The following is a 21,814-nucleotide window of genomic DNA, read 5'->3' on the forward strand; positions in this document are numbered from 1 at the left end:
TCAACTCAGCCCGGGGTGGCCAGCGCCGCCGCGACGAAGTCCAACGCGCTCGGAATGACCCCACCCCAGTAGCGGAAGTCGTGCCGGCCGTCGGCGTACGCGGCGTGGGCGGCCGGCTCCGGCAGGGCCCGTTCCAGCGCCCGTACGTCGTCGAGCAGGTCGTCCTGCCGGCCGCACCACAGACCCAGCGGCGTGCCGCGTAGCCGGTCGACACCGCCGAAGACGGCATCGCCGGGCGCGACGGCGGGGGAGAAGGCCGCCACCGCCCGGAGCAACCCGGGCCAGGTCTCGGCGAGCAGCAGCGCACCGAAGCCCCCCATCGACCAACCCCAGGCCGCCAGTCGGGTGGTGTCGAAGTCCCGCTCGGCGCACCAGGCCGGCAGTTCCTCCCGCACCATCCGTTGGGGGTCGTCCCGGCCGGCGGGGCGCCAGGAGAGGCGGTCGCCTGTCGCTCCGGCGAGCACGAACGGTGGCGCGCCCCGACGTACCGCGTCGGTCAGGAAGCGCCCCAGGCCGAGCCCGGGGAAGTCCCGAGCGGTGGTGGACGCCCCGTGCAGCACCAGGCAGACCGGCAGACCGCGACCGTCGCCGTGCCCGTCCGGGACAGCGGTGTAGAAGTCGACCGAGCGGCCACGTGCGGCGGACGGGCGGCTGATCAGTCGCTCGTCGCCGGCCGGCGCGTCCGGGGGGACAGGTCGCGCCGGCGACGGGCGGATGAGGTCGCGGGCCGTCCAGCCGACCCCCAGGGCCAGTGCCGTCGCCCCTGCCCCGGCGAGCAGGAGCCCGCGCCGGGTCGGTCGAGCTGCCATCGACAAAGTCTGGCAGCCCGGGCCGGATCAGGGGACCCCGGAACGGCTCAGCCGTCGCGCTTGGTGGTCCAGCGGAAGGTGGTCAGGCAGAGCACCAGGCCGATCACGCACCACAGGGCCAGCACCACAGCCACCCGGCCCAGCTCGAACGAGCCGCCCGGCTCCTGGGCGCCGAAGCTCTCCGGCAGGAAGACCGACCGCAGCCCCTGGCACATCCACTTGAGCGGGAACAGCGCGGCCACCTGCTGCATCCAGGTGGGCAGGTCGGTGAAGACGAAGAACACCCCGGAGATGAACTGGAGCACCAGGGAGACCGGGGTGACCACCGCGGAGCCGCTGCGGGCGGTGCGGGCCAGCGACGAGATGGCGATGCCACACAGGGTGCAGGCCGTCACGCCGAGCGTGGAGACCCAGCCGAAGGTGAGCCACTTCCCGGCGGTGCCCGGCAGGTCGAGGTCGAACAGCGCCACCGCGAACGCCAGCAGCAGCGCCGTCTCGGCGATGCCGATCACCACCACCATGATCACCTTGCCGGCGAACCAGACCCACTTCGGCATCGGCGTGCCCCGGTAGCGCTTGAGCACGCCCCGGTCCCGCTCGATCGGGATCCAGATGCCCAGGTTCTGAAAGCTAACCGTCAGCAGGCCGGTCGCGATCATGCCGGTGATGAAGTACTGGGTGAACTTGACCCCGCCGCCGATCGTCCCGTCGAAGATCGACGCGAAGATCAGGATCATGATGATGGGGAAGCCCATGGTGAAGACCACCGACTCCCGGCTGCGCAGGAACTGGGTGATCTCCAGTCGGCCCTGGCGCAGGGCGAGCGCGCCGGCACCCGGCCGCCGGCCGCGGGTCGCGGTGACCGGCATGGCCGGCGTCGTCGTGGTCGTCATCGCGCGTGTCCGATCATGGTGAGGTAGACGTCCTCCAGGGTCGGTCGGGTCACCGTGAGCCCCGGGACCTCGCCGCCGTAGCGCGCGGCCAGATCGGCCACGAAGGCCGTCGGCGTCGCGCTCTGTGCGCTTTCGAACGCCCCTTCCGGGGTACGCCAGGAGACCGTCGCAAGCGCCTCCTGCCGACTGCCCAGCCGGTCGGGTGCGGCGACCTCGACGAGTCGGCCACCGGCGATCACGCCGACGCGGTCGGCGAGGGCCTCGGCCTCGTCCAGGTAGTGGGTGGTGAGCACGATCGTGGTGCCGGCTGCGGCGAGATCGCGGATCAGCTCCCAGAACTCACGGCGAGCCTCCGGGTCGAACCCTGTGGTCGGCTCGTCGAGGAAGAGCAGCTCGGGACGGCCGACGATGCCCAGGGCCACGTCCAGGCGGCGCTTCTGCCCACCGGAGAGGGTGTGCGTCCGGGCTTTCGCCTTGTCGGCCAGCCCGACCCGCTCGATCACCTTCGCCGGGTCGTCGGCGTCCGGGTAGAAGCCGGAGAAGTGCCGGATCACCTCTGCCACGGTCAGCTCGTCGAACTCGCCGGTGCCCTGGAGCACGATGCCGACCCGGGAACGCCAGTCGGCGTCGGGGCGGGCCGGGTCCGTGCCGAGCACGGAGACCTCACCGGCATCCCGGTGCCGGTAACCCTCAAGGATCTCCACCGTGGTGGTCTTGCCGGCGCCGTTCGGGCCGAGCAACGCGAACACCTCGCCGCGGTGGACGTCGAGATCCACGCCCGCCACGGCCACGTTGTCGCCGTACGCCTTGCGTAGCCCTCGGACCGAGATGGCCAGCTCGTCATCCATGCCGTCAAGTGTGCGTCCTGGCGGCGACGGGCGGGTGCCCGGGGTGTGGCGGTCCGCGCCACCGCGGGCGCTTGCCACCCGGACGTCCCCGACATGGACCTGTGTGGTTTTCCACAGCTCCTTTTACTGAACGGTAACTTAGACTCCGGCCATGGACGAGACGCCATACCCGGGGCGACTGCCCGAGCGGGACCGCCCGTGGGTGATGCGCACCTACGCCGGCCACTCGTCGGCCGCGGCGACGAACGCGCTCTTCCGCCGCAACCTGGCGAAGGGGCAGACCGGCCTGTCGGTCGCCTTCGACCTGCCCACCCAGACCGGGTACGACCCGGACCACGAACTCGCCTCCGGCGAGGTCGGGCGGGTCGGGGTGCCGGTGGCGCACCTCGGCGACATGCGGGCGCTCTTCGACGGTCTCCCGCTCGCCGACACGAACACCTCGATGACCATCAACGCCCCGGCGATGTGGCTGCTCGCCCTGTACGGCACGGTCGGGCTGGAGCAGGGCGCCGACCTGGCCCGCTGCGCCGGCACCACCCAGAACGACATCATCAAGGAGTACCTGTCCCGGGGTACCCACATCTTTCCGCCGGCGGCGTCGCTGCGGCTCACCGCCGACGTGGTGGCGTACACGCTGCGCGAGATGCCCCGGTGGAACCCGGTCAACATCTGCTCCTACCACCTCCAGGAAGCCGGCGCCACGCCCGTGCAGGAGGTCGGCTTCGCACTTGCCACCGCCGTCGCCGTGCTCGACGCCGTGCGGGACTCCGGCCAGGTGCCGGCCGAGCGGATGGGCGACGTGGTCCAACGGATCTCGTTCTTCGTCAACGCCGGGGTGCGCTTCGTCGAGGAGATCGCCAAGATGCGCGCGTTCGGCGTGCTCTGGGACGAGATCACCCGCGATCGGTACGGGGTCACCGAGCCCGGACAACGGCGGTTCCGCTACGGCGTACAGGTCAACTCGCTCGGCCTCACCGAGGCGCAGCCGGAGAACAACGTCCAGCGCATCGTGCTGGAGATGCTCGGTGTGACGATGTCGCGCGACGCCCGCGCCCGAGCGGTCCAGCTGCCCGCCTGGAACGAGGCGCTCGGCCTGCCCCGCCCGTGGGACCAGCAGTGGTCACTGCGGATGCAGCAGGTCCTGGCGTACGAGTCGGACCTGCTCGAATATCCCGACCTCTTCGCCGGCTCGCACGTGATGACCGCGCTCGTCGACGAGGTCGTCGCCGGGGCGCGGGTCGAGTTGGACACGGTGCTGAAGCTTGGCGGTGTCGTCTCCGCCGTGGAGTCCGGCTACCTCAAGAGCGCGCTCGTCGCGTCACTCGCCGAGCGCCGTCGGCGGATGGAGTCCGGTGCCGACGTGGTGGTCGGGGTCAACCGGCACACCGAGACCGAGCCCTCCCCGCTGACCGCCGCCGGTGCGGGGGCCGTCGAGCAGGTCGACCCCGCGGTCGAGGCGGCCGCCGTGGCGGGCGTACGCCGGTGGCGGGCCGACCGCGACGCGGCCGTCGTCGACGCGGCGCTGACCCGGCTCCGCGCGGACGCCGCGACCACCACCAATTTGATGCCGGCGACCCTTGAGTGCGTGCGGGCCGGGGTGACCACCGGCGAGTGGGCCGGCGCGCTGCGCCAGGTCTTCGGCGAGTACCGGGCCCCGACCGGCCTGGCCGGCGCCACCGGCGGCGGCGGGGAGCCGGGCCTCGCGGCGGTCCGCGAGCGGGTCACCGCCACCGCACGGGAGCTGGGTAGCGGCCGGTTGCGGCTGCTTGTCGGCAAACCCGGCCTGGACGGGCACTCCAACGGCGCGGAGCAGATCGCGGTACGCGCCCGGGACGCCGGCTTCGAGGTCGTCTACCAGGGCATCCGGTTGACCGCGGGGCAGATCGTCGCCGCCGCCGTGGAGGAGGACGTCGACCTGGTCGGGCTCTCCGTGCTCTCCGGGTCGCACCTGGCCGCCGTGCCCGCGGTGCTCGACGGGCTGCGTGCCGCCGGCCGGGCGGACCTGCCGGTGGTGGTGGGCGGCATCATCCCGGCCGGTGACGCGGACACCCTCCGGGCGGCCGGGGTCGCCCGGGTCTTCACCCCGAAGGACTTCGCCCTCACCGACATCATCGACGATCTGGTGACGGTCATCCGTCGCGCCAACGACCTGCCCTGACCAGGCGCTGTCCCGGCAGGCCGCCGGCCGGTGCGGGTCAGCGGCCGGCAGGTCGCCGGCCGGTGTGGGTCAACGGCCGGCGTAGGTCATGCAGTCGGCCATGTCGTTGTCCGGGCCGACCCTGATCGACGACGCGTGGCACTCCAACTGCTCGTTGTGCCGGCAGTCGGCGCGCTGGCAGGCGCCCACCTGCGCGATCAGGCTCTCCACGCCGCCCCGCACGGGCGACTCGACGAAGGTGTGGCAGTGGGCGTGATCCATACTGCCGATGGTGATCGCGAAGGCGTGGCAGTCACCTGACTGGTTGTACGCGCACGCGGCGACCACACACTCCTGGACTCGGGGCATCTCCAACGCTGCGGTCATGCCGACCTCCTCTGGGCTCTTGCCCCGACACTAGGCTTTTGTCGGCCCCCGCAACCCCGGTATCGCGGGCCGCCGATCCGCCGCCCAGCGTGATCGACTCGGGCTTCCGGAACGCGGGGTGTCCCGCTGCGGGCATGGCCCGGTTTCCAGAAACCCGAGTCGATCAAGCGTCAGACGCGGAAGCCGGCGGCGCGGGCTGCCTCCCGTTCGCGGCGTCGTTCGCCACGACGGCGGACGAACCAGAAGGTGAAGAACGCCAGTCCGACCAGGAAGACCAGCACCAGCACCGGCAGGATGATCGCCACCAGGGAAACCACCACGCTTGTGGCGTCCTCGGCGGTGCTGGCGACCGGAGCGCCGATACCGGCGGTGGTCGCGTTGATCACTGGGCGGGCCGCGGACTTGAGCAGGTGCACGCCCAGCGCCAGCAGTACGCCGGTGACCACCGGCACCCACTGGTGCGACGAGAAGAAGCTCCCCGGATCGCTGACCGTCACCGTCTCCGACGAGGAGCCGGCGCCGAAGGCCAGGCCACCGGCGGTGGGCCGGACCACGGTCTGCACCACGTCGTTGACGTGGTCGACCACCGGCACCTTGTCGGCGACCATCTCCACCGCCAGCAGGACGGCCATGATGGCGATGACCCAGCCGTTGCCGAGCCAGGTCCAGCCGCTGGGCAGGTCGATCAGGTCGGTGTAGCGGCCGAGCAGGCCGAGGATGAGCAGGGGTATGTAGGCGTTCAGCCCCGCCGAGGCGGCGAGACCGGTGCCGGTGAGGACTTCGAACACAGTCTCAGCATCGCATCGACGCGCCAGTGCCGCTCACTGGCGACATCTGGGTGCTCGGCTACCCTCGTCGGGTGCGGTTGGTCATTGCGAAGTGCTCGGTGGATTACGTCGGACGGCTCTCGGCTCACCTGCCGCCGGCCACCCGGTTGCTGATGGTGAAGGCGGACGGGTCGGTGTCCATCCATGCCGACGACCGGGCGTACAAGCCGTTGAACTGGATGAGCCCGCCGTGCCGGCTGGAGGAGGCCCCCGGTGTGTGGCGGGTCGTCAACAAGGCCGGCGAGGAGCTGCGGATCACCCTGGAGGAGGTCTTCCAGGACACCTCGTACGAGTTGGGTGTGGACCCCGGCCTGCGCAAGGACGGGGTGGAGGCGCACCTCCAGGAGTTGCTGGCCGCCAACCCGGGTGTCCTGGGTGAGGGGTTCACGCTGGTCCGCCGCGAGTACATGACCGCGATCGGCCCGGTCGACCTGCTCTGCCGCGATGCCAACTCGGGCGCGGTCGCCGTCGAGGTGAAGCGGCGTGGCGACATCGACGGGGTGGAGCAGTTGACCCGCTATCTCGAGTTGATGAACCGTGACCCGCTGCTCAGCCCGGTCGTCGGCGTCTTCGCCGCTCAGGAGATCAAGCCGCAGGCCCGGGTGCTCGCCACCGACCGGGGCATCAGGTGCGTGGTGGTGGACTACGACAGGCTGCGCGGCATCGTGAAGGACGAGCTGACCCTCTTCTGACCGGCGCCCTACCCGTCGCGTACCGCGATCAGCGACTTCGGCAGGCCGAACACCCGCTCCACGAGCATTCTCGAGTCGGGGAAGTAGTGGCGCATCTGCGAGCGGTCCAACAGCTCGGTCCAGAGCACCTGGTGGATCGCGGCGTCGTGGCTGCGGGTGGGCTTGTGCCCCAACGGCCAACGTTGGGCGAGCGCGGTGCGCAGGCGTACCGGCAGGAACTGCATTCCCGGCGCGATCCAGTGTGGCTCGATGGGGAAGTAGCGGTAGGGCGTCTGCACCCAGTGCCGGTCGGCGAGTGCGCGGGCGGCAGCGGCGAAGCGAAGGCGGCGCTCGTGCCCGCCCACGTGCTCGAGCACCGAGTTGGAGAACACCAGGTCGTAGCTGCCCTTGGTGAGGTGCGCCGGCAGGTCGCAGGCGTCGGCCTGCTCGACGTGGGCCCAGTCCGGAACGGCGGTGGGCGGCTTCTCCAGGTTGACGACCGTCACGCGGGCCGGTCGGACGCTGGCGCGGTGCCAGGTGCCGAGCCGGCCGCCGAGGTCGACCACGTGCATGTCGCTGATGTCGGGGAAGGTGCGCGCCAGCCAGTCCGAGCGGTGCCGACGCCGTCGGGCGCTCCACGACTGGTCACTGTCGACAAGGCGGTAGCGCAATCGATTGGGGCCCATTTAACGCAATGTACCGCCGCGACCACAACGTACAAACATGTGGATGTACCGATCATCGTTGATGATCGGTAATCTGACACTCACCTGCCGTACATGACCTTGATGGCTTTCACGAGCCGGGCCACGTCGGTGGGGGTGCGGTCGAAGGTCATCGACGGCAGCAGCGACCGCGCACGACGTCGGGTGACCGCCTTGGCCCGACCGAACTCACGCAGGCCGTCCTCGCCGTGGATGCGCCCGAAGCCGGAGTCGCCCACGCCGCCGAACGGCAGGGTGGACATGCCGGCGAAGGTCAGCGTGGAGTTGATCGAGGCCATGCCGGAGCGCAGCCGCCGGGCGATGGCCACCGCGCGCCGCCGGCCGAAGACCGAACCACCGAGGCCGTACGACAGGGCGTTGGCGCGGGCGACGGCCTCGTCGGCGTCGCGGACCCGGCTGATGGTCAGCGTGGGACCGAAGGTCTCCTCACGGACGGCGGCGGACTCCTCCGGGACGTCCACGAGCACGGTGGGGTGCACGTAGGGCGGCTGTACGGCGTCCGGGCCGCCGAGCACGGCGCGCCCGCCGGACGTGATCGCGTCGTCGATGTGCCGGCGGATCACGTCGATCTGCTTCGGCATGGTGATCGGGCCGATGTCGGTGCCCTCCGGCCCGACCGTCAACCGGCCGGCGCGGGCGACCACCTTGTCGACGAAGGCGTCGAAGACGGCGTCGACGGCGTAGACCCGCTCGATGCCGATGCAGGTCTGGCCCGCGTTGGTCATGCCGCCCCAGACGCACGCCTCGGCGGCCGCGTCCAGGTCGGCGTCGCTGTCGACGATCATGGCGTCCTTGCCGCCGCCCTCGATGAGCACCGGGGTCAGCGTCTCGGCGCAGGCCGCCATCACCCTGCGGGCGGTGGCGGTGGAGCCGGTGAAGGCGAGCTTGTCGACGCCGGAGCGGCACAGCGCCGCGCCCACCTCGCCGAGCCCGTGCACGGCGGTGAACACCGGCTGCTCGGGCACCACCTCGGCGAAGCTGTCCACCAGCCACTGGCCCACGGCGGGCGTGTATTCGCTCGGCTTCAACACCACCGCGTTGCCGGCGGCGAGGGCGTACGCGGCGGAGCCGATCGGCGTGAAGACCGGATAGTTCCACGGCCCGATGACGCCGACCACGCCGTGCGGCTGGTATTCGAGGTGCCCGGAGAACTCGGCCAGGATGAGCCGGGACCGCACCCGTCGTGGGCCGAGCACGCGAGAGGCGTTGCGGGCGGCCCAGTCGATGTGCTCGATCGCGGTGACGATCTCCACGATGGCGTCGGCGACCGGCTTGCCGCCCTCGACGTGCACCAACTCGGCCAACTGCTCGATGCGCTTGGCGAGCAGGGCACGCCACCGCAGCATCCGTTCGCGGCGGCCGGTGAAGCCGAGACCGGCCCACCACTCGCCGGCGGCGCGGGCGCGGTCGACGGCCTGCCGTACGTCGGCGTCGCTGGCGACCGGGAGGCGGCCGGCCTCCGCGCCGGTGGCGGGGCTGGTGGAGACCAACTGGCCCGCCTCGATGAGCGGAACGCCCGGGACATGCACTGCCGTCATGGCGGAAGTCTAGACCCGAGGATTACTCGCCGGTAGGGTCCCGATTCCCGGCCGTGGGACCGGCGTCGCACCCACCTGACCGATCGTTGATCAGTGCAGGTCAGCGCGTTGGTAGCGAAAACGACTCGCCGAATCGTCGAACGGCAGATGGCCGGGAGGTGACGAGAGGCTGACCGGCCGGTCGGTATTGACGATTACCGTCTGATGGCAAGCTGACGCGCGGAGTGACGGTGCGGGGTGGAGGGCTGACTGTCCATGGAGGAACATCCAGAACTGATGCCGCTGTTGACGGTCGCGGGTGGACCGATGCGCGGAGCGAGCTTTCGCATGCGGCTCGATTCACAGGTGATCGGCCGCGCGCCGACCAATCAGGTGGTCATCAACGACCCGCACCTGAGCCGTCGTCACGCCGAGGTGTGGCTGGCACCGGAGGGCCCGTCCCTGCGGGACCTGGGCTCCACGAACGGCACCTGGCTCAACGACCGACGGATCAACGAGGTGGAACTCCTCTCCGACGGTGACGTGATCCGGCTGGGCCGTACCGAGCTGCGCCTGTTCGATCCCGGGGTGGCGCTCACCGATCCGGTGGGGCTGAGCTTCGGCCCGGCCCGGCGGGACGTCCGGCCGACCCTGCCGCTGCCGCTGGCCACGCCGCCGGGTACCCGTCGCTGAACCCTGGCGGTCGGCCACACCGGGCAGCCCCGCCGGGTGGCGGTCCGATACCTGGACCGGCGGGATCCCGCGTGGCAGCATGCCGCGGATGGAGACCGAGCGGCGCACCGTGACGGCGAACGGCATCACCCAGGCGGTCCGGGTGGCCGGCCCGCGGGACGGCACGCCGGTGCTGCTGATCCACGGCAACTGCTCGTCCGCGCTGTTCTGGGAGCCGCTGGTCCGGCGACTGCCACCGACGCTGCGGGTGGTCGCCCCCGACCTGCGGGGGTACGGCGACTCCGCGACCGCCCCGGTGGACGCCACCCGGGGCCTGCGGGACTTCGCCGACGACGTGGCAGCCCTGCTCGACGACCCGACGTTCTTCGACGCCGGCGTACGCCCGGTGGTGGTCGGGCACTCCCTGGGTGGCGGGGTGGCGATGCGCCTGCTCGTCGACCACCCGCACCGGGTGGGGGCGTTACTGCTCGCCGCCCCGGTCTCCCCGTACGGTTTCGGAGGCACCCGCGACCTGGCCGGCACGCCGACCACCGCCGACTTCGCCGGCACCGGCGCCGGCACGGCGAACCCGGACTTCGTCGCCCGCCTCGCGGCCGGCGACCGGAGCGCGGACGCGCCAGCCAGCCCCAGGGCCGTGCTGCGAGCCACCTATGTGGCAGACCCCGCCGTGCTCGGTGCGGACGAGGACCTGCTGCTGGACACCGTCCTCTCCACCGCCACCGGCGAGGACAACTACCCGGGCACCGCGGTGCCGTCGGAGAACTGGCCGGGCACCGCGCCGGGGGAGCGCGGGGTGCTCAACGCGCTCGCGCCGACCTGGTTCCGGATCGCCGACGAGCTGGTGGCCGTCGCCGAGAAGCCACCGGTCACCTGGGTACGCGGGGACGCCGACGTGATCGTCTCGGACACCTCGCTGTTCGACCTGGCGTACCTGGGTTCGCTCGACCTGGTGCCCGGCTGGCCCGGCGCGGACGCCTGCCCGCCGCAGCCGATGGTCGGCCAGACCCGGGCGGTGCTCGACAGGTACGCGGCGGCCGGCGGCTCGTACCACGAGGTGGTGCTGCCCGGCTGCGGGCACAGCCCGCACCTGGAGCGTCCGGCGGAGTTCGTCGCGGAGCTGTTGGCCCTGACCAGCGCGGCGACCATTTAGGCGCGCGGCTGCGCCGTGGGTGAAATAGGCCACGGCGTCTCGACAACCAAGCGTCACGTGGCAGACTCGCGCGCATAACCTTAGCGGCCGTTCAGTGGCCGTGCGGAGTCTCTGGGGAGGCCGGTCGTGGCGCGCGAGTTCAGCACCGTCGGGGTGGTGGGGCTGGGCACCATGGGTGCCGGCATCGTCGAGGTCTTCGCCCGCAACGGCATCGACGTGGTGGCCGTGGAGATCTCCGCGCCGGCGCTGGAGCGCGGCCGGGCCACCCTCAAGGGCTCCACCGACCGCGCGGTCGCCAAGGGCAAACTCGCCGAGGCGGACCGCGACGCCCTGCACGAGCGGGTGCACTTCGCGGTCGGGCTGGACGCGCTGCACTCGGTCGACCTGGTCATCGAGGCGGTGCCGGAACACCTCGACCTCAAGCAGCGGATCTTCGCCGAGCTGGACCGGGTCTGCCGTCCGGAGGCGATCCTCGCCACCAACACCTCGTCGTTGAGCGTCACCGAGATCTCGGTCGCGACCAGCCGACCCAACCAGGTCATCGGCATCCACTTCTTCAACCCGGCGCCGGTGATGAAACTGGTCGAGGTGGTCCGCACGGTCGTCACCGCACCCGAGGTGGTCGCCGACGTCGAGGCGCTCTGCACCCGGCTCGGCAAGGTGGACGTCACCATCAACGACCGGGCCGGCTTCATCGCCAACGCGCTGCTCTTCGGCTACCTCAACCACGCGGTCGGCATGTTCGAGTCGCACTACGCGACCCGGGAGGACATCGACGCCGCGATGAAGCTCGGCTGCGGCCTGCCGATGGGCCCGCTGGCGTTGATGGACCTGATCGGCCTGGACACCGCGTACGAGATCCTGGACACCATGTACCGGCGCGGCGGGCGGGACCGCCGGCACGCCCCGGTGCCGCTGCTCAAGCAGATGGTCACGGCGGGGCTGCTCGGCCGGAAGTCCGGCCGGGGCTTCTACACCTACGAGCGGCCCGGCTCCCCGGTGGTCGTACCCGATGGGGCGACGCCGCTAGCCACGGAGTCGGCGGTCGCCGACGGCGCGCGCGCCATCACGAAGGTCGGCTTCGGGAGCGCGAGGAGTGAGCTTGCGAGCCCCGCAGTCGTGACCAAGGTCGGCTTCGGGAGCGCGAGGAGTGAGCTTGCGAGCCCCGCAGTCGTGACCAAGGTCGGCATTGTCGGTTCCGGGACGATGGCCACCGGGATCATCGAGGTCTTCGCGAAGGCCGGCTACGAGGTCGTGTCGGTGACCCGCGGCATGGAGAAGTCCGCGAAGGTCTGCGAGGCGGTGAAGACCTCGCTGAACAAGGGCGTGGTGCGCGGCAAGCTCGCCGAGACCGACCGGGACGCCGCACTGGGCCGGATCAGCTGGTCGGCCACGCTCGACCACCTCGCCGACGTGGACCTGGTGGTCGAGGCGGTCGTCGAGGAGTTGAGCGTCAAGAAGGCCCTCTTCGCGAGCCTCGACGAGATCTGCAAGCCCGGCGTGGTGCTGGCCACCACCACCTCGTCGCTGCCGGTGATCGACGTGGCGATGGCCACCCAGCGGCCGGCCGACGTGGTGGGCCTGCACTTCTTCAACCCGGCGCCGGTCATGCCGCTGGTCGAGGTCGTCCGCACCATCCGCACCTCCCCGGAGGCCACCGCCACCGCCCGCGCCGTCTGCGCCGCGCTCGGCAAGACCGGCGTGGTCTGCGGTGACCGGTCCGGTTTCATCGTCAACGCGCTGCTCTTCCCGTACCTGAACGACGCGGTGAAGATGCTCGAGGCGAGCTACTCGACGACCGACGACATCGACCACGCCATGAAGCTGGGCTGCGGCTACCCGATGGGCCCGTTCGAGCTGCTCGACGTCGTCGGGTTGGACGTCTCCCTGGCCATCCAGCGCGAGCTGTACCTGGAACTGCGCGAGCCGGGCTTCGCGCCCGCGCCGCTGCTGGAGCACCTGGTCACCGCCGGCTACCTGGGCCGCAAGACCCGCCGCGGCTTCCGGGACCACTCGCACCGCTGACCGGGTCAACGGCTGCGGGTGTCGAGCGCGTCTGCAGAGTGTGACCTTCGAGGAGTACGTCAGCAGCCGGGGTCCGGCGCTGGTCCGGCTCGCCCGGCTACTGACCGGTGACGAGCACCGGGCCGAGGACCTCACCCAGGACGTGCTGTCCCAGGCGTACGTGCAGTGGCGCAGGATCGCCCGCGCCGACCGGCCCGACGTGTACGTGCGACGGATGCTCGTCAACGCCAACATCTCCTGGTGGCGTCGCCGGTCCAACCGCGAACTGGTCGTCGACACCTTCGCCGAACGGGCGCACCGGGGCGACCTCGGCGGCGAGGCCGCCGACCGGGACGAGATGTGGCGGCTGATCCTCGGCCTGCCCGACCGTCAGCGGGCGGTCCTCGTGCTGCGGTACTACGAGGACCTCGACGACGCCACCATCGCGCAGATCCTGGACTGCTCGCCGGTCACCGTCCGCACCCACGCGATGCGGGCGCTCGCCAACCTCAGGGAGCGCTGCGGCGCCCCGGCCACCAACGGGAGCCGACCGTGACAGACCTCGACCAGCGAATCGACCAGACGCTGCGCGAGCGCGCCGAGGGTGGCGTCGACACCGACCGACTGCTGGCCACCGCGGTCACCCGAGGCCGTGCCCGGATACGCCGCCGGCGTACCACCGCCGGCACCACGCTTGGTGTGCTGGCCGTACTCGGCCTGGGTGTGGCCATCGGTCCGGTGCGTCTGCTCGACTCCGACCCGGACGTCGTGATGCCGGGGCTGGGTCTACCCGCGGACGCCCCGGTGTCCGTGGTGCCGCCCCGGGCCGACGGTGTGCCGGGCGCGGCCGACCGACCGGATCTGATCGGCGCCGACCCGCAGGTGCTGCACTTCGGGTTCGCCCCGGACCGGCTCCGGTACCTCTCCTGGACGGTGCAGAGCGGCGTGGAGATGGCACGGCTCGACGTGGCCGGACGTACGGTCACCCTGGAGCTGTCCCGGTCCACCGAGGCGCTGCCCCGACGCGCGCAGGGCCTGCCGGCCGAGCTGGTCCCGGACCTGGTCACCAACGGCGTCTTCGACGGGTCGGTGTCGCGCGCCATGGGTCCGTACGGCGTCACGGTCTGGCTGCGGCACTGGCAACCCGCCCCCGGGGTGTACGCGCGGGCCAGCGCCGTCGCCGACGACGACCGGGTCCTGTTCGACATGGCCGCCGCGTTGCGGCTCGACCAGGCGCACCACTGCGGCGGCCCGCTGCGGCTCACCGCCCTGCCGGCGGGCACCCAGGTGAACAGGTGCGAGGTGACGGTGGCGCCGTACCCGGCCGCGTTCGGTGTGCAACTGATGGTCTCCGGCACCGACGTGGGCGCGGTTCAGGTCCAGTTGCAGTACGCGCGCAGCATCGCCGGGAGCCGTACCGCGGGCAACCGGACTCTCGGGGGCAGACCGGGCTACGCCGCCCCCCAGGGTGGGGAACTCGAACTGCTCGGCCTTCCCCAGGCCCACCTGACCGCCAACTGGATGGGCGAGGGGTACGACGAGGACGACGCGGCCACCCTGTTGGGCGGGGCGCAGGTCGCCGCGCACCTGGACCGGCCCGCGACCTGGTGAGCGCTCCGGGTGGCCGTACGCTTGGTGACTGTGAGCCCCCGTCGCAATCGCCCTCGCCGGGACGACAACGCCAACCTGGACGACGACCGGGTCCGGCAGGGTGTCGCCTCGGTGCAGCAGTGGACCGACGGTGCCTGGCAGGTCCGCGGCATCGGCGCGGGGGCGTCGGTCAAGACGTACCGGTGCCCCGGTTGTAACCAGGAGATCCCACCGGGGGTGGCGCACCTGGTGGCCTGGCCGGCGGACGGCCTGGGTGACCTGACCGACCGGCGACACTGGCACAGCGGCTGCTGGCGGGCGCGGGAGCGACGCGGCCCGGCGGTGCAGCGTGGCCGGGGTTCCCCGCGCTACTGAGCTGCCCGCCCGCGCTGCGGCGTAGCGACCTGGGTCACCCTGTTCGTGCCTGGGCGGGCGGCGGCGGCGACTTCGCGACAGACTTGGGCGGTGAGCACAGCGATCCGCGCGTCGTCGATCCTGCCCGGCCACCGGGAGGACATCGAGCTGCACACCGCCGACGGTCTACGGCTGGTCGGGGAGTTGGCCCGGCCGGCCGACCGGCCGCCGGTGGCCACCCTGGTCTGCCTGCACCCGCTGCCCACCCACGGCGGAATGATGGACAGCCACGTGTTCCGCAAGGCGGCCTGGCGGCTGCCCGCGCTTGCCGACCTGGCGGTGCTGCGGTTCAACACCCGGGGCACCAGCAGTGTGCGCGGCACCAGCGAGGGGGCCTTCGACGGCGCGGTGGGCGAGCGGTACGACGTGGCCGCCGCCATCGAGTACGCGGAGTTCGCCGAGCTGCCCAACATCTGGCTCGTCGGCTGGTCGTTCGGCACCGACCTGGCGCTGAAGTACGGCTGCGACCCGACGATCGCCGGGGCGATCCTGCTCTCCCCGCCGCTGCGCTTCTCCGCCCGCGAGGACCTGGCCACCTGGGCCAAGTCGGAGCGTCCGTTGGTGGCGCTGGTGCCCGAGTTCGACGACTACCTGCGCCCGACCGAGGCGCGGGAGCGGTTCGCCGCGGTGCCGCAGGCCGAGGTCGTCGGGGTGCCCGGTGCCAAACACCTGTGGGTGGGCGACGCGGAGACGGTGCTCGACGAGATCGTCCGGCGGGTCAACCCGGCCGTCGAGGTGCCACTGCCGACGACCTGGGACGGCCCGATGGAGGCCGGCGACGTCAGCGCGTACGCCGACCGGACGGTGGCCGCCTTCGCCGACACGCCCGTACCCGGCCCGGCCGACTGACCGGCCCGTCTCCTTCGGCCGGCCCGTTCCCTTCGGGCCGGTCGGCGCTCAGCCACGTTCCTGGCGGGGCAACACCACCTCGCGCAGGATCAGTTGCAGCGCGGCCACCGTGGGGATGGCGATCAGCGCGCCCACCACGCCCAGCAGCGACACCCCGAGCAGCGCGGCCAGCAGGGCGGCCACCTCGTTGACCTCCACCGAGCGCCGCATCACCTTCGGGTAGATGAGGTAGTTCTCCACCTGCTGGTAGACGAGGAAGAAGACCGCGCAGGCGATGCCGGTGGGCAGGTCGGCGGCGAAGCCGACAAGGCTCACGATGACCGCGCCCAGGGTGGCGCCGATCTGCGGGATCAGGTCGGTCACCGCGACCACCACGGCGAGCGCGAACGGGTACGGCAGGTCGACGATCAGCGCGAAGACGAACGTGGTCGCGCCGGCCAGCACCGCGATGCTCAACGCGCCAACCATGTACGAGCCGACCTTGGCCAAAATTTCGTCACCGATCAACTGCACCCGCTGCCGTCGGGACCGGGGCACCAACGAGTAGCCAAGCGACCGCAGCTTGTCGAAATAGGCCAGGAAGTAGATCGTCAGCACCAGCACGGTAAGCGTCCGGAACACCGTGCCGAAGATCAGTTGTGCACCGCCCAGCACCCCGCCGAGCGCCCGCCCGACCGTCTGCGCGTTGGCCGCGCCCTGCACCCGCTCCACCACGTCGTACCGCTCCACCAGGTCGTTGACCGTCGGATTGCGGCGCAGCTCGTCGAGCAGGCTCGGGATCTGGTCGATGAACTGCCCCGACTGGGTGACGATCGGGGGGACCAGCGCCACCACGCCGCCGCAGATCAGCAGCACCACTGTCAACGCGACCGCCGCCACCGCCAGGCCGTGGGGCACGCCCCAGCGGCGCAGTCGGGCCACCGCCGGGTTGAGGCCGACCGCGAGGAAGAGCGCGATCACCACCAGCACGAGGATGCCGCCGGCATTGCGAATCCCCAGATAGAGGGTGTACGCCAGCAGCACGCCGAGCGCACCGGTGAAGCCGATCAGGAAGCTGCTGCGGCGCAGCGGACGCCCCGGGGTGCCGAACTTCCCGGACGGGACCGCCGGCGGCTCGTCCGGATCGATCCCCGGGGCGGGGACCGGCACCGGCGGCGGCGTCTCCGCCGGGGGTGGTGTCTCTGCCGGGGGTGGCGTCTTCGCTGGTGGTGGCGTCTTCGCCGGCAGGGGATCGGGGGTCACGTCCGGGTTGTCGCCGGACGGGTCGGGCTGCGGCACCAGGGACCTCCCGGCTCAGGCGGTGGGACGACGGGCGGCGGTCACGAATGCCCGCCACGCGGCAGGCGCGAACACCAGCACCGGGCCGGTCGGGTCCTTGCTGTCCCGCACGCCCACGACCCTGGGCAGATTGTCCGCCACCTCGACGCACTCTCCGTTGCCGCTACGGCTGGACGTGCGCCAGAGCGCGCCGGTCAGGTCCATGAGGTCACAACTTCCTTCATCAGCTCGATCGACTGGCGGCGGGACAACGCACCGCTTCTGATCATCTCCCAACGCGCCAGCAGCGTAGCCACCTCATGGTCGCCATCGACCACGAGACCGTCAATCTGGTGCTCCATGTGCCCCACCCAACCACCGTCAGCGCCTCGGGCCAGATTGAACGGTCCGGAAAGGCCGACGTGCAGCCCGGTCTCGGCCGGAACGACGTGCAGGCTGATGTGTGGTCGCTCCAGGCTGGCGACGAGGTGGGTGATCTGCTCGACCATCAACCCGCGGACCTCCTCGCCGGCACGCCGCAACACCAACTCGTCGACGACCGCGACGAACTGCGGCGGTTCCGGCTGCACCAGCAGGGACTGGCGGTCCAGGCGGGCGTGGACTCGACGTTCCACCTCGTCGTCGCTCAGCAGGTCGTCGCAGCGGATCACCGCGCGGGCGTAGTTCTCGGTCTGGAGCAGCCCGGGGATCAGCGTGGGTTGGAAGCAGCGCAGTTGGCGGGCGGTGCGCTCCGCGTCCAGCCAGGGCCGGAACCAGCTCGGCTGGCCGTCTCGCTCGGCGAGTTTGAGGAGGTAGACGAGCAGGCCGCCGGTGGTCAGCACCTCGTCGGCGCGGGCCAGGAAGAGCCGGTCCAGCGGACGTTGGCCCAGCTCCAGTGCGGACACCATCGAGCCGGAATAGTGCACCAGTCGGCCGAAGTCCTCCTGACTCATCCCGGCGGCGATCCGCAGGCGGCGCAGCTGTGCGCGGATCATGTCGGCCGTCGGCGCGGCGTCGCCTTCCACAGTGCCTCCGCAGGTTGAGGGCCTTCTCCACCGGTCGACCCGGCGGGTCACGTCGGCACCGCAGTCACCCCACCGGAGTCGGCGATGCCTTCCGACCGTAGCCGTGTCCTCAGCAGACTGTCACGTATCGGGTCGTCCCCGGACCACTCCGGTTCCCCACCGCGCGGGCCTGCCGTTGCACGACGGCGTGCCCGCGCCCCAGTCGAGGAGGTCACCCATGTCGACGTCTCGCCCCGCCGGCCGGTCGCTGCCCGTCACCGTCACCTCGGCGTCGCTGTCGTCCGCCGGTTGTACCCCGCCGGGCTCCCACTCGGGCGGGAGGGCACGTACCCCGCCGTCGGGGCTGCCCCAGCCGCGGCTCGGGCCGTACCCCATGTTTCCCCGACCCTGCGGCGCGCGGACGCCGCACACTCCGCTGCGACCCCTGTGGTGCTGCCGGGCCGACGGCCGGCCGTGGCCCTGCGCGGACGCCCGGCTGCTGCTCAAGGCGGAGTTCGACGAGGACCCGGTGGCGCTGACCATCTACCTGGCCGGGCTCTACCACGAGGCGGCGCACGACCTGTACCAGCTCAATCCCTACGACGGCCCGGCGCCCCGGGAGTTGTTCGAGCGCTTCGTGGCGTGGGGCCAGTTCCGCAGCCCGATCGTCGACCCACCCCCGGACGGCGGCTAGACCGCGCAGATCTTGGACAGTTTCCGTCACGCCCTGACGGAAACTGTCCAAGATCTGGTGGTGGGCCGGCGGTCAACGGCGAAAGCTGTTCAAATGCTGCCCGCCGATGACGATGACGCACTCGACTGGCTCGCCTTCGAGCAGGCGGGCGTGCTGACGACCGCGCAGGTCGCCGGGCTGCTGAGCGAGGGGACGGTGCGGGGCCGGATTCGGTCCGGTAGGTGGCGGTCGATCTGCCGGGGGATCCTGCTGACCGGCAACGGCCGACTCACCCGCGACCAACAACTCTGGGTGGCGGTGCTGGCGGCCGGGCCGGGGGCGGTGCTGGCCGGGGTGTCCGCCGCCGCCGAAGCCGGGGTACGAGGGCTGCGGCGCGAGCCGCTGCACGTGCTGGTGCCGGCCGCTCGCCGTGCCGCGCGGACCACCCTGCGTCGACTCCCGATCGACATGCCCGCCGTCCTGGTCCACCGCACGACGGTCCTACCCGAGGCCCATCTCCAACGTGGCCGTCCGATGCGCACCACGACGGCGCGGGCCCTGGTGGACGCGGCGGGCTGGGCGGCCGGGGTGGACGAGGCGCAGGCGGTGCTGGCCGCCGGTTGCCAGCAACGCCGGGTGCTGCCCGAGGAGTTGCAGGCGGTGCTCGACGTCCTCCCTCGGGCCCCTCGTCGGCGGTTGATCGGGCAGACCATCAGCGACATCGCCGGCGGCGCGCAGGCGCTCTCCGAGATCGACTTCCTTCGGCTGTGTCGCCGGCATCGGCTGCCCGCCCCCGACCTGCAGGAACACCGTGTCGACGCGGCCGGCCGGACCCGCTGGCTGGACGCGTACTGGCGGGAGTGGCGGGTGCAGGTGGAGGTCGACGGGGCGCACCACATGGACGCCAAGCAGTGGGCGGCGGACATGCGTCGGCAGAACGACGTCTGGACCAGCGGCGATCGGATTCTGCGCTTCCCGGCCTGGCTGGTCCGGGCCCGCCCGGACGAGGTCGCCGAGACTGTCCGCCGTGCCCTCGTCGCCGCCGGCTGGACCCCCACCCCGCCCCTACGCCAGCCGACGACATAATGAATCTTGGACACTTTCCGTCATCGGCTGACGGAAAGTGTCCAAGATCTGGAAGCTGGGACGGGCGGGTGCCGTCACTCCTTCTCGATGGTGACCTTGCTGGGCTTGGCGCTGCGCTCGTCGGTGGTCGGCTTGGTGGGCCGCTTGCCGTTCTCACCGGTGCTAGTGATCCTGGTGGGCTTGGCGCCCCGGCCACCCTCGCCCGGAACGGCGGCCACCGTCGGCTCCCCGTCCACCCCGGCGCTCGCCGTCCCACCATCCACTGTGGTCACCGGCTCGGCCACCGGCCGCGTCGTGGACTGCCCGGACTCCTCGGCGCTCGCGTTCACCGGCTGCCTGGTGTCCGTGGGCTCCGCCTTCAGCCCGGTGCCCGTGCCTGACCCGGTGCCCGTGCCCGAACCGCTGCCCGTGCCTGTGCCCGCGGTGACACTTACGCCGTCGTCTCCACCACCTGGCGCGTCTCCGCTCGCTCCGTCCGCGTCGGCAGGCGCGGTCGGGCCGTCGATCGGGCCGGCGACGCTCTGCAACCGCAGATCGGACATCCGCCGCTGGAGGTCGTCGGACTCCTGCCGGGCCTTCCAGGTCTCCTGCCGCAGGTCGGCGAGCTGTTGCTGGGCCTGGGCGATCTCCAGCATCACCTGAGCCAACTGCTGCCGGCCCGCCGCCGACTCCTGCTGGGTCGCCGCCAGATGCTGCTGGGTGGTGGCCAGGTGCTGCTGCGTGGTGGCCGCGTACTCCTCGAACTGCCGCCGGGACGCCGCGACATGCTCGTCGGCCTTGCGGCGCTTGTCGCCGGCCTCGGTCTCGGCCTGGCTGAGCAGCTCGGCGGCCTCGGCCTCGGACCTCTCGCGCAGAGCCGCCGCGTCCTGCTCGGCCGCCTGTCGGACGCCCGCCGCGCCCTGCTCGATCTCGTTCTTACGAGCTGTGTACGTGGTCTCCAGTTCGTCCTTGCGGGTGGAGTACTCGGTCTCCAGCTCGTTCTTGCGACCGGAGTATTCGGCCTCCAGCTCGTCCCGGCGGGTGGTGAACCCGCTCTCCAGCTCCTGCTGACGGCTGGTGAAACCAGCCTCCAACTCGTGCTGACGTGAGGTGTGCTGCTTGTCCAGGTCGTCGCGGCGCTTGGTGAACTCCTGCTCGGCCGTGGACCGAAGCTGCGCCAGCTCCCGGTCGGCCGCCTCCCGACGGGAGTTGACCTCCTGCTCCACCCCGGCCCGCCACGCGCCAAGCTCCTGCTGGGTCTGTGCCCGGGTGTGCTGGACGTACGCCTCGGTCTCGGTGCGCATCCGCTGCACGTACGCCTCGGTCTCGGCACGACTGCGCTTCGCCGCCTCGGTGGCCTGCGTCGTCAGCCGCTCGGCCTCCTGCTGCGCCTTGGCCCGGGTGGCCCGGCCGGCCATCGACGCGTCGTCGATGATCTGCTTGGCGTCCTGCTGCGCCTTGGCGTGCGTGGCCCGACCGGCCTCGGTCGCGGTGTCGGTGAGCCGCTTGGCTTCCTGGAGGGCCTTGGCGTGCACCTCCTTCGCGGCGTCGCGCAGCTCGCTGGCCTCCTGCCGGGCGTTGGCAAGCGTCTCGCTGGCCGTCTCGCGCAGCTTGGTGGCCTCCTGCTGGGCCCGGGTGTGGATCTCCTTGGCGGAGTCCCGTAGCTGGGTGGCCTCCTGCTGGGCCTTCGCCAGCGCGTCCTGCGCCGCCTTGCGCAACTGCGCCGACTCGTCCTTGGCCGACCGCAGGGTCGCGTCCGCCTCGGCCCGCCGGGCGGCGCTGTGCCGCTCCTCCTCGGCGCGTCGGGCGGCGAGGGCGATCTCGAAGTCCTTCAGTGCCCGCGCGGCCTGCTCGCGGGCCTCCTCGATGATGTGCTCCGCGGCGGCACGGCGGGCCTCGATCTCTCCGTTCGCGTCGGAGAGGATCTGCTCGGCCTGCTCCTCGGCCAGAGTGAGGATCGACTCGACCCGTGGGCCGAGATGCCGGAACGACGCCCGGTCGACCACGTTCATCTGCTTGCGCACCTGGGTCAGGTCGCGCTGGAGAACCTCGACCTGGCCGGCGAGCTTGTGGATCTGTGTATACGCCTGTTCCCGTTCCGAGGCGAGGGTCGCGATCTCGTGCTCAGCACGCGCGACATAACGGTCGACCTGTTTCTTCTCGTACCCCCGCAGAGCGGACTCGAAGCTGGGCTCCGTCGTCACGTCCCCGCCGAGAGCGAACAGTTCCTCGCCGTGCGACATGCCCCCATCCTCACACGCAACAGGCCCTGCTGGGGCGATACGGACGGGCCTTGTGGGA

At 71.6% G+C, this 21,814-nt stretch carries 21 protein-coding genes and 2 pseudogenes; 12 read left to right on the forward strand and 11 right to left on the reverse strand.

The features are described from left to right. Positions 1-5 precede the first annotated feature (5 nt). From AB0C15_RS06245 to AB0C15_RS06255, 3 genes are read right to left on the reverse strand one after another with little or no spacing between them, the layout of a single operon-like run. A complete protein-coding gene (locus AB0C15_RS06245; protein ID WP_357349211.1) occupies positions 6-809 on the reverse strand; it encodes an alpha/beta hydrolase-fold protein in 804 nt (267 codons plus the stop codon). Positions 810-856: 47 nt separating this feature from the next. Next, on the reverse strand, positions 857-1,702 hold the full coding sequence (locus AB0C15_RS06250; RefSeq protein ID WP_357349213.1) for an ABC transporter permease: 846 nt from the start codon (positions 1,700-1,702) through the stop codon (positions 857-859). After that, entirely contained in the window at positions 1,699-2,550 is an 852-nt protein-coding gene (locus tag AB0C15_RS06255) for an ABC transporter ATP-binding protein (RefSeq protein WP_357349215.1), read from the reverse strand. The genes AB0C15_RS06250 and AB0C15_RS06255 overlap by 4 nt, the downstream gene beginning before the upstream one ends. A gap of 151 nt (positions 2,551-2,701) precedes the next feature. Here AB0C15_RS06255 and AB0C15_RS06260 point away from each other — a divergent pair, with 151 nt between their 5' ends. Then, positions 2,702-4,708 carry a protein meaA gene (locus AB0C15_RS06260; protein ID WP_357349217.1) on the forward strand — a complete coding sequence of 669 codons (2,007 nt, stop codon included), beginning with the start codon at positions 2,702-2,704 and terminating at the stop codon, positions 4,706-4,708. 69 nt (positions 4,709-4,777) lie between these two features. On the opposite strand, the gene AB0C15_RS06265 is transcribed toward AB0C15_RS06260, so the two are convergent. Then, positions 4,778-5,074: a DUF1540 domain-containing protein gene (locus AB0C15_RS06265; protein WP_357349219.1), complete on the reverse strand. Its 297-nt coding sequence runs from the start codon at positions 5,072-5,074 to the stop codon at positions 4,778-4,780. Between the two features lie 170 nt (positions 5,075-5,244). Continuing rightward, the gene (locus AB0C15_RS06270) at positions 5,245-5,862 is read right to left on the reverse strand and encodes a DUF4126 domain-containing protein (protein WP_357349221.1); all 618 of its coding nucleotides are present in this window, start codon (positions 5,860-5,862) and stop codon (positions 5,245-5,247) included. A 71-nt stretch (positions 5,863-5,933) separates the two neighbouring features. On the opposite strand from AB0C15_RS06270, the gene nucS reads away from it, so the two are divergent. Further along, complete coding sequence (gene nucS, locus AB0C15_RS06275) at positions 5,934-6,593, forward strand: endonuclease NucS (protein WP_357349223.1); 660 nt, start codon at positions 5,934-5,936, stop codon at positions 6,591-6,593. Positions 6,594-6,601: 8 nt separating this feature from the next. On the opposite strand, the gene AB0C15_RS06280 is transcribed toward nucS, so the two are convergent. Both AB0C15_RS06280 and AB0C15_RS06285 read right to left on the reverse strand, forming a co-directional pair. After that, complete coding sequence (locus tag AB0C15_RS06280; protein ID WP_357349225.1) at positions 6,602-7,258, reverse strand: class I SAM-dependent methyltransferase; 657 nt, start codon at positions 7,256-7,258, stop codon at positions 6,602-6,604. Positions 7,259-7,338: 80 nt separating this feature from the next. Next, positions 7,339-8,835 (reverse strand): aldehyde dehydrogenase family protein, encoded by a 1,497-nt coding sequence (locus AB0C15_RS06285; RefSeq protein WP_357349227.1) that lies wholly within the window; start codon positions 8,833-8,835, stop codon positions 7,339-7,341. Positions 8,836-9,141: 306 nt separating this feature from the next. Here AB0C15_RS06285 and AB0C15_RS06290 point away from each other — a divergent pair, with 306 nt between their 5' ends. The 8 genes and pseudogenes from AB0C15_RS06290 to AB0C15_RS06325 all read left to right on the forward strand — a co-directional run bounded on the left by AB0C15_RS06290 (position 9,142) and on the right by AB0C15_RS06325 (position 15,514). Further along, complete coding sequence (locus AB0C15_RS06290) at positions 9,142-9,507, forward strand: FHA domain-containing protein (RefSeq protein WP_357349229.1); 366 nt, start codon at positions 9,142-9,144, stop codon at positions 9,505-9,507. A gap of 88 nt (positions 9,508-9,595) precedes the next feature. After that, complete coding sequence (locus tag AB0C15_RS06295; RefSeq protein ID WP_357349230.1) at positions 9,596-10,657, forward strand: alpha/beta hydrolase; 1,062 nt, start codon at positions 9,596-9,598, stop codon at positions 10,655-10,657. A 126-nt stretch (positions 10,658-10,783) separates the two neighbouring features. Further along, positions 10,784-11,737, forward strand: a pseudogene (locus AB0C15_RS06300) (3-hydroxyacyl-CoA dehydrogenase family protein); the annotation flags it as partial. Positions 11,738-11,836: 99 nt separating this feature from the next. Continuing rightward, positions 11,837-12,682: pseudogene (locus AB0C15_RS06305) on the forward strand (3-hydroxybutyryl-CoA dehydrogenase); the annotation flags it as partial. A gap of 40 nt (positions 12,683-12,722) precedes the next feature. Further along, the gene (locus AB0C15_RS06310; RefSeq protein ID WP_357349232.1) at positions 12,723-13,217 is read left to right on the forward strand and encodes a SigE family RNA polymerase sigma factor; all 495 of its coding nucleotides are present in this window, start codon (positions 12,723-12,725) and stop codon (positions 13,215-13,217) included. Next, positions 13,214-14,272, forward strand: coding sequence for a hypothetical protein (locus AB0C15_RS06315; RefSeq protein ID WP_357349234.1), 1,059 nt, complete (start codon positions 13,214-13,216; stop codon positions 14,270-14,272). Before AB0C15_RS06310 ends, AB0C15_RS06315 begins: the two co-directional genes overlap by 4 nt. 30 nt (positions 14,273-14,302) lie before the next feature. Further along, on the forward strand, positions 14,303-14,626 hold the full coding sequence (locus AB0C15_RS06320; RefSeq protein ID WP_357349236.1) for a hypothetical protein: 324 nt from the start codon (positions 14,303-14,305) through the stop codon (positions 14,624-14,626). Positions 14,627-14,716: 90 nt separating this feature from the next. Next, positions 14,717-15,514: an alpha/beta hydrolase gene (locus tag AB0C15_RS06325; protein WP_357349238.1), complete on the forward strand. Its 798-nt coding sequence runs from the start codon at positions 14,717-14,719 to the stop codon at positions 15,512-15,514. 48 nt (positions 15,515-15,562) lie between these two features. Here the strand turns inward: AB0C15_RS06325 and AB0C15_RS06330 are convergent, their stop codons facing one another. From AB0C15_RS06330 to AB0C15_RS06340, 3 genes are all read right to left on the reverse strand, one after another. Then, the gene (locus AB0C15_RS06330; protein ID WP_357349346.1) at positions 15,563-16,642 is read right to left on the reverse strand and encodes an AI-2E family transporter; all 1,080 of its coding nucleotides are present in this window, start codon (positions 16,640-16,642) and stop codon (positions 15,563-15,565) included. 165 nt (positions 16,643-16,807) lie between these two features. After that, the gene (locus AB0C15_RS06335) at positions 16,808-16,996 is read right to left on the reverse strand and encodes a DUF397 domain-containing protein (RefSeq protein ID WP_357349240.1); all 189 of its coding nucleotides are present in this window, start codon (positions 16,994-16,996) and stop codon (positions 16,808-16,810) included. After that, entirely contained in the window at positions 16,987-17,796 is an 810-nt protein-coding gene (locus tag AB0C15_RS06340; RefSeq protein WP_357349242.1) for a helix-turn-helix transcriptional regulator, read from the reverse strand. Before AB0C15_RS06340 ends, AB0C15_RS06335 begins: the two co-directional genes overlap by 10 nt. A 373-nt stretch (positions 17,797-18,169) precedes the next feature. Here AB0C15_RS06340 and AB0C15_RS06345 point away from each other — a divergent pair, with 373 nt between their 5' ends. Together AB0C15_RS06345 and AB0C15_RS06350 are read left to right on the forward strand one after the other, a co-directional pair. Continuing rightward, complete coding sequence (locus tag AB0C15_RS06345; protein WP_357349348.1) at positions 18,170-18,469, forward strand: hypothetical protein; 300 nt, start codon at positions 18,170-18,172, stop codon at positions 18,467-18,469. A 93-nt stretch (positions 18,470-18,562) separates the two neighbouring features. Next, the gene (locus AB0C15_RS06350) at positions 18,563-19,534 is read left to right on the forward strand and encodes a hypothetical protein (protein WP_357349244.1); all 972 of its coding nucleotides are present in this window, start codon (positions 18,563-18,565) and stop codon (positions 19,532-19,534) included. 74 nt (positions 19,535-19,608) lie between these two features. Here the strand turns inward: AB0C15_RS06350 and AB0C15_RS06355 are convergent, their stop codons facing one another. Beyond that, positions 19,609-21,756 carry a hypothetical protein gene (locus tag AB0C15_RS06355; protein ID WP_357349246.1) on the reverse strand — a complete coding sequence of 716 codons (2,148 nt, stop codon included), beginning with the start codon at positions 21,754-21,756 and terminating at the stop codon, positions 19,609-19,611. Positions 21,757-21,814: the final 58 nt, after the last annotated feature.

Origin of the sequence: Micromonospora sp. NPDC048835 (assembly GCF_040649995.1) — a bacterium.
In the GTDB taxonomy this organism is placed as follows: domain Bacteria; phylum Actinomycetota; class Actinomycetes; order Mycobacteriales; family Micromonosporaceae; genus Micromonospora.

Bases quoted from the DNA above. Each gene is read 5' to 3' on its own strand.
- AB0C15_RS06245 (WP_357349211.1), bottom strand. From the start codon at position 809: ATGGCAGCTCGACCGACCCGGCGCGGGCTCCTGCTCGCCGGGGCAGGG.
- AB0C15_RS06250 (WP_357349213.1), bottom strand. From the start codon at position 1,702: ATGACGACCACGACGACGCCGGCCATGCCGGTCACCGCGACCCGCGGC.
- AB0C15_RS06255 (WP_357349215.1), bottom strand. From the start codon at position 2,550: ATGGATGACGAGCTGGCCATCTCGGTCCGAGGGCTACGCAAGGCGTAC.
- AB0C15_RS06260 (WP_357349217.1), top strand. From the start codon at position 2,702: ATGGACGAGACGCCATACCCGGGGCGACTGCCCGAGCGGGACCGCCCG.
- AB0C15_RS06265 (WP_357349219.1), bottom strand. From the start codon at position 5,074: ATGACCGCAGCGTTGGAGATGCCCCGAGTCCAGGAGTGTGTGGTCGCC.
- AB0C15_RS06280 (WP_357349225.1), bottom strand. From the start codon at position 7,258: ATGGGCCCCAATCGATTGCGCTACCGCCTTGTCGACAGTGACCAGTCG.
- AB0C15_RS06285 (WP_357349227.1), bottom strand. From the start codon at position 8,835: ATGACGGCAGTGCATGTCCCGGGCGTTCCGCTCATCGAGGCGGGCCAG.
- AB0C15_RS06290 (WP_357349229.1), top strand. From the start codon at position 9,142: ATGCGCGGAGCGAGCTTTCGCATGCGGCTCGATTCACAGGTGATCGGC.
- AB0C15_RS06295 (WP_357349230.1), top strand. From the start codon at position 9,596: ATGGAGACCGAGCGGCGCACCGTGACGGCGAACGGCATCACCCAGGCG.
- AB0C15_RS06335 (WP_357349240.1), bottom strand. From the start codon at position 16,996: ATGGACCTGACCGGCGCGCTCTGGCGCACGTCCAGCCGTAGCGGCAAC.
- AB0C15_RS06345 (WP_357349348.1), top strand. From the start codon at position 18,170: ATGTTTCCCCGACCCTGCGGCGCGCGGACGCCGCACACTCCGCTGCGA.
- AB0C15_RS06350 (WP_357349244.1), top strand. From the start codon at position 18,563: ATGCTGCCCGCCGATGACGATGACGCACTCGACTGGCTCGCCTTCGAG.
- AB0C15_RS06355 (WP_357349246.1), bottom strand. From the start codon at position 21,756: ATGTCGCACGGCGAGGAACTGTTCGCTCTCGGCGGGGACGTGACGACG.